The following is a 6,071-nucleotide window of genomic DNA, read 5'->3' on the forward strand; positions in this document are numbered from 1 at the left end:
CGTGGCGACGCGACACGGGGTTGTCGCGGTCGGTGCGCCTCTCGCGCGTTACTCGCGCTCGTGGCGACGCGACACGGCCGCCGCCAGGGCGCCGCCGGCCGCGCCCAGCGCCAGCGCCGACGGCACCCCGATGCGCGCGGCCTTGCGCGCGGTTCGGAAATCGCGGATCTCCCAGCCCCGTTCGCGGGCCAGCGCGCGCAGACGCGCATCGGGGTTGACGGCCACGGCCGTGCCCACCAGCGACAACATCGGCACGTCGTTGTAGCTGTCGGAGTAGGCGGTGCAGCGCCTGAGATTGAGACCCTCACGAATCGCCAGCGAGCGCAGCGCATGCGCCTTGCCGGTGCCGTGCAGGATCTCGCCGACCAGCCGTCCGGTGAACACCCCGTCGACCGATTCGGCCACCGTGCCCAGGGCGCCGGTCAGCCCGAGCCGGCGGGCGATCGTCACTGCCAACTCGTAGGGCGTGGCGGTGATCAGCCATACCTGCTGGCCGGCGTCGAGGTGCATTTGAGCCAGCTCACGCGTGGCCGGCCACATCTTGTCGGCGATGATCTCGTCGTAGATCTCCTCGCCGAGGGCCATCAACTCGGCCGTCGAGCGACCCTCGATGAACGTCAGCGCCTTGCGCCGGCCCGCGGCCACGTCGTCACTGTTCTCCCGGCCGGACAGCTGGAACTTGGCTTGCGCGTAGACGAATCCGAGCACGTCGCGATAGGTGAAGTAGTTGCGGGCGGCCAGCCCCCGGCCGAAGTGCACCAGCGACGAGCCCTGCACCAGGGTGTTGTCGACGTCGAAGAACGCCGCGGCGGTCAGGTCGACCGGCGGCTGTTCGGGCGTGGGCGCGGCGTCCAGGTGTAGGTTCTCGAGTGCGTGTTCGGCCGGGGCGTCGGAGGCCGGCGCGCCGCCCGGACCGGGGTTTGAAGACGCCACCGCAGGCCTCCTTTCGCGGCACCCGTCGTCAATCGCCTCAACCCTATCCGCCCCGTATTGCAGACTGGGCCCGTGAGCCGTCACCAGGTGCAGCTGTTGACCCGCGCGGGGTGCGAGGTCTGCGCGCGGATGCACCAGCAACTCCGCGAGCTGGCCCGCGACCTGGCTTTCGGCCTGTCGGTCACCGACGTCGACGCCGCCGCGGCCGCCGGCGATCCGCGGCTGCGCGCGGAGTTCGGCGACCGGCTGCCGGTGGTGTTGCTCGACGGCCGCGAGCACAGCTACTGGACGCTCGACGAGGCCCGGTTGCGCGCCGATCTGGCCCGGTGAGCGGCCCCGCGAAAATTTGGTGGCCTACCTGCTCAGCGTCTACCGTGTAAATCAGTGGACGCACTGGTGTACGCAAGGGGGCAGGCCAGGTGATTCAGCCGTGAGCGTCCTGCTCTTCGGTGTCTCGCACCGCAGCGCGCCGGTCTCCGTTCTGGAGCAGCTCAGCGCCGACGAAGCCGATCAAATCAAGATCGTCGACCAGGTGCTGCAGTCGTCTCTGGTGACCGAGGCGATGATCCTTTCCACCTGCAACCGGGTCGAGGTCTACGCGGTGGTGGACGCCTTTCACGGGGGGCTGTCGGTGATCGGGCAGGCGCTCTCCGAGCAGTCCGGGATGTCGCTGGGCGATCTGACCAAGTACGCCTACGTCCGCTACAGCGAGGCCGCCGTCGAGCACCTCTTCGCGGTGGCCGGCGGCCTGGACTCGGCGATCGTCGGAGAGCAGCAGGTGCTCGGGCAGGTACGCCGCGCGTACGCCGCCGCCGAGACCAACCGCACCGTCGGGCGGGTGCTGCACGAGCTGGCTCAGCGGGCGCTCGCGGTGGGCAAGCGGGTGCACTCCGAAACCGCGATCGACGCCGCCGGCGCCTCGGTGGTGTCGGTGGCGCTGGGCATGGCCGACAGCAGACTGCAGGGACTGCGGGGTAAGACCGCCGCGGTGGTCGGCGCCGGCGCGATGGGCGCGCTGTCGGCGGCGCATCTGGCGCGAGCCGGCGTCGCTCGGGTGCGGGTGGTCAACCGGTCGCTGCCGCGGGCGCAGCGGCTGGCGCGCAAGGTGCGCGAATCGGGCGTGGCAGCCGAGGCGTTCACTCTGGACGGGCTGACCGCCGCGCTGGCCGACGCCGACGTGGTGTTCAGCTGCACCGGCGCGGTGCGCCCGGTGGTGTCGCTGGCCGACGTGCACCATGCCCTGGCCGGCGGGAGACGCGACGAGGCCACGCAGCCGCTGGTCATCTGCGACCTGGGCATGCCGCGCGACGTCGATCCCTCGGTTGCCGGGTTGCCGGGTGTCTGGATCGTCGACATGGACCGGGTGCAGCGCGAGCCGTCGGCCTGGGCCGCGGCCGCCGACGTCGAAGCCGCCCGCCGCGTCGTCGCCGCCGAAGTCGCCGCCTACCTGGACGGACAGCGGATGGCCGAGGTGACTCCGACGGTGACGGCGCTGCGCCGCCGGGCCGCCGACGTGGTGGAGGCCGAGCTGCTGCGCCTGGACAACCGGCTGCCCGGGCTGCAGGCTGCGCAGCGCGACGAGGTGGCCAGCACCGTTCGCCGGGTGGTGGACAAGCTGCTGCACGCGCCCACCGTGCGCATCAAGCAGCTGGCCAGCGCGCCCGGCGGCGACAGCTACGCCGAGGCACTGCGGGAACTGTTCCAACTCGACCAGACCGCGGTCGACGCCGTCGCCACCGCAGGCGAATTGCCTGCGGTTCCAACCGATTCCAGCGAGTAGCCGTTACGTGATCCGGATAGGCACCCGGGGCAGCCGGTTGGCCATCATCCAGGCCGGGGGCGTCCGCGACGCCCTGATCGCGCGCGGCCACCACGCGGAGCTGGTGGTCGTCACCACCGAGGGCGACCGGTCGTCGCAGCCGATCGCCGCCATCGGGGTCGGGGTGTTCACCACCGCGCTCCGGGAGGCCATCGAGGACGGCCGCGTCGACGTGGCCGTGCATTCCCACAAGGACCTTCCCACCGCCCACGATCCGCGGTTCGCCGTCGCCGCGGTACCCCGCCGCGAGGACCCGCGCGACGCGGTGGTGGCCCGTGACGGGCTGGTGCTGGCCGAGTTGCCGGCGGGCTCGGTGGTGGGCACCTCTTCGCCGCGGCGGACCGCGCAGCTTAGAGCATTGGGTCTCGGTTTGGAAATCCGCCCCCTACGAGGCAACCTAGACACCAGGTTGAACAGGGTAAGCAGTGGCGATCTCGACGCCGTCGTGGTGGCCCGGGCGGGTCTGGCCCGGCTGGGACGACTCGACGACGTGACCGAGACGCTGGATCCGGTGCAGATGCTGCCAGCCCCGGCGCAGGGGGCGCTGGCGGTCGAGTGCCGCGTCGGCGACGTCGGGCTGGTCGCGCTGTTGGCGGAACTCGACGACGCCGACACCCGGGCGGCGGTCACCGCCGAGCGGGCCCTGCTCGCCGAACTGGAGGCGGGTTGCTCCGCGCCGGTGGGTGCGATCGCCGAAGTGGTCGAGTCCATCGACGAGGACGGCCGCGTCTTCGCGGAGCTGTCGCTACGCGGCTGCGTGGCGGCGCTGGACGGATCCGACGTGATCCGAGCGTCCGGCATCGGCGGCGCCGATCGGGCACGAGAGTTGGGGCTCTCGGTGGCCGCGGAGCTGGTCGAGCTGGGCGCGCGGGAACTCATGTCGAGTGCGCGTGACACGCCGCGCAAGGAGGAGTGATAGCACATGACTCGCCAGGTGAGCATGCGGGGCCGTAAGCCGAGGCCCGGCCGGATCACTTTCGTAGGCGCAGGTCCGGGCGACCCGGCGCTGCTGACGACGCGAGCCGCCGCGGTGCTGGCGAACGCCGCGCTGGTGTTCACCGATCTGTGCGTCCCCGAGCCGGTGCGGGCGCTGATCGGCACGGCCCTGCCGCCGGTCTCGGGACCGGCCGAACCGGGCCCGGACGCCGCCGGGGGCTCAGCTGACCAGCGTGCGGTCGTGTCTGCCGGCCCGGATGTCCGGCCGGCGGTCGGCGACCCGGCGGAGGTGGCCAAAGCCCTTGTCGCCGAGGCCCGTTCGGGAGCAGATGTGGTTCGGCTGGTGACCGGCGACCCGCTGTCGGCGGATGCGGTCGTCACCGAGGTGAACGCGGTGGCGCGCACCCACCTGTATTTCGAGATCGTGCCCGGCCTGGCTGCCAGCTCCGCGGTGCCGACTTATGCGGGATTGCCGCTGGGCTCCTCGCACACTGTGGCCGACGTGCGCGGCGACCTCAAAGACGACGATTGGGCGGCGCTGGCCGCCGCGCCCGGCCCGCTGATCCTGCAGGCCGCGCCCGAGCACCTGGCCGACGCGGCGCGCACGCTCATCGAGTACGGACTGGTCGACTCGACGCCGTGCGTGGTGACCGCGGCGGGGACTACCTGCGCGCAGCGGTCGATGGAGTCCACGCTGGCGTGTCTGGCCGATCCGGCCGCGCTTGGCGGCACGGACAGCGCGGCACCCCTGACCGGCCCGGTGGTGATGACCATCGGCAAGACGGTAACCAACCGGTCCAGGCTGAACTGGTGGGAGAGCCGCGCGCTGTACGGCTGGACGGTTCTGGTGCCCCGCACCAAGGACCAGGCCGGCGAGATGAGCGAACGGCTGGCCGCGCACGGCGCACTGCCGATCGAGGTTCCCACTATTGCGGTCGAGCCGCCGCGCAGCCCCGCGCAGATGGAACGCGCGGTCAAGGGTCTGGTCGACGGTCGTTTCCAGTGGGTGGTGTTTACCTCCACCAACGCGGTGCGCGCGGTGTGGGACAAGTTCGGCGAGTTCGGTCTGGACGCCCGCGCGTTCTCCGGGGTGAAGATCGCCTGCGTCGGCGAGGCGACCGCCGACCGGGTCCGCGGGTTCGGCGTCAGCCCGGAACTGGTGCCCTCAGGTGAACAGTCGTCGTTGGGCCTGCTCGACGAATTCCCGCCCTACGACAGCATTTTCGACCCGGTCAACCGGGTGCTGCTGCCGCGCGCCGACATCGCCACCGAGACGCTTGCCGAGGGGCTGCGCGACCGCGGCTGGGAGATTGAGGACGTCACCGCCTACCGCACGGTCCGGGCCGCGCCGCCGCCCGCGGAAACCCGGGAGATGATCAAGACCGGTGGATTCGACGCCGTCTGCTTCACGTCGAGTTCGACGGTGCGCAACCTGGTCGGCATCGCCGGCAAGCCGCACGCGCGGACCATCGTCGCCTGCATCGGCCCCAAGACTGCCGAGACCGCCGCAGAGTTCGGCCTGCGCGTCGACGTGCAGCCCGAGACCGCCGCGGTGGGCCCGTTGATCGACGCTCTCGCCGAGCACGCCGCCCGGCTGCGCGCGGAGGGTGCCCTGCCGCCGCCGCGCAAGAAGAGCCGCAGGCGGTAGTGGAGACCGCAAGCGCGGGCGCAGCGGGCCGTCACAACAGAGCGCAGCCGGGCGCGGCGGGTCGCCGCCGATGAACGCGGGCTACCCCCGGCAGCGGCCGCGTCGTTTGCGTACGAGCCCGGCGATGCGCCGCTTGGTGTCCCAAACGTCTTTGGAGCCAAGGCATTTGGTGTTACCGATGTTTGTCGCGGACGGAATCGACGAGCCCCGGCCGATCGCCGCGATGCCCGGGGTGGTGCAGCACACCCGCGACTCGCTGCGCCGCGCCGCCGCCGCCGCGGTGGCCGCGGGGGTGGGCGGGCTGATGCTGTTCGGGGTGCCCCGCGAGGCGCACAAGGACGCGCGCGGGTCGGCAGGTTCCGACCGCGACGGCATCCTCAACGTCGCGTTGCGGGATCTGGCCAAGGATCTCGGCGAGGCCACCGTGCTGATGGCCGACACCTGCCTGGACGAGTTCACCGACCACGGGCACTGCGGGGTGTTGGACGAGCGGGGCCGCGTCGACAACGACGCCACGCTGGCCAGGTACGTGGACCTTGCGGTGGCGCAGGCGGATTCGGGTGCCCATGTGGTGGGGCCGAGCGGGATGATGGACGGCCAGGTCGGCGCGATCCGCGACGGCCTGGACGCCGCGGGCCACACTGACGTGGTGATCCTGGCGTATGCGGCGAAGTTCGCGTCGGCGTTCTACGGCCCGTTCCGCGAGGCGGTGAGCTCGAGCCTGTCCGGCGACCG

6 protein-coding genes are annotated in these 6,071 nt (G+C 71.9%); 5 read left to right on the forward strand and 1 reads right to left on the reverse strand.

Annotation, left to right across the window (positions count from 1 at the left end; translation table 11 throughout):
* Positions 1-48: 48 nt before the first annotated feature.
* Entirely contained in the window at positions 49-933 is an 885-nt protein-coding gene (locus tag ABDW21_RS14765) for an HAD-IB family hydrolase (protein WP_343602643.1), read from the reverse strand.
* Positions 934-1,005: 72 nt separating this feature from the next.
* Here ABDW21_RS14765 and ABDW21_RS14770 point away from each other — a divergent pair, with 72 nt between their 5' ends.
* The 5 genes from ABDW21_RS14770 to ABDW21_RS14790 form a co-directional block, all read left to right on the forward strand.
* Positions 1,006-1,263: a glutaredoxin family protein gene (locus ABDW21_RS14770; protein ID WP_343602641.1), complete on the forward strand. Its 258-nt coding sequence runs from the start codon at positions 1,006-1,008 to the stop codon at positions 1,261-1,263.
* 100 nt (positions 1,264-1,363) lie between these two features.
* Entirely contained in the window at positions 1,364-2,713 is a 1,350-nt protein-coding gene (locus ABDW21_RS14775) for a glutamyl-tRNA reductase (RefSeq protein WP_343710636.1), read from the forward strand.
* 7 nt (positions 2,714-2,720) lie between these two features.
* Positions 2,721-3,668, forward strand: a complete 948-nt coding sequence (hemC, locus tag ABDW21_RS14780; protein ID WP_343602637.1) for a hydroxymethylbilane synthase — start codon at positions 2,721-2,723, stop codon at positions 3,666-3,668.
* A gap of 24 nt (positions 3,669-3,692) precedes the next feature.
* A complete protein-coding gene (locus ABDW21_RS14785) occupies positions 3,693-5,336 on the forward strand; it encodes a bifunctional uroporphyrinogen-III C-methyltransferase/uroporphyrinogen-III synthase (RefSeq protein ID WP_343710638.1) in 1,644 nt (547 codons plus the stop codon).
* A gap of 70 nt (positions 5,337-5,406) precedes the next feature.
* Positions 5,407-6,071, forward strand: a 665-nt coding sequence (locus tag ABDW21_RS14790) for a porphobilinogen synthase (RefSeq protein WP_343710637.1), incomplete at its 3' end; no start/stop codon positions are given.

It is taken from the genome of Mycobacterium sp. (assembly GCF_039583805.1).
Lineage (GTDB): Bacteria > Actinomycetota > Actinomycetes > Mycobacteriales > Mycobacteriaceae > Mycobacterium.

Bases quoted from the DNA above. Each gene is read 5' to 3' on its own strand.
- ABDW21_RS14785 (WP_343710638.1), top strand. From the start codon at position 3,693: ATGCGGGGCCGTAAGCCGAGGCCCGGCCGGATCACTTTCGTAGGCGCA.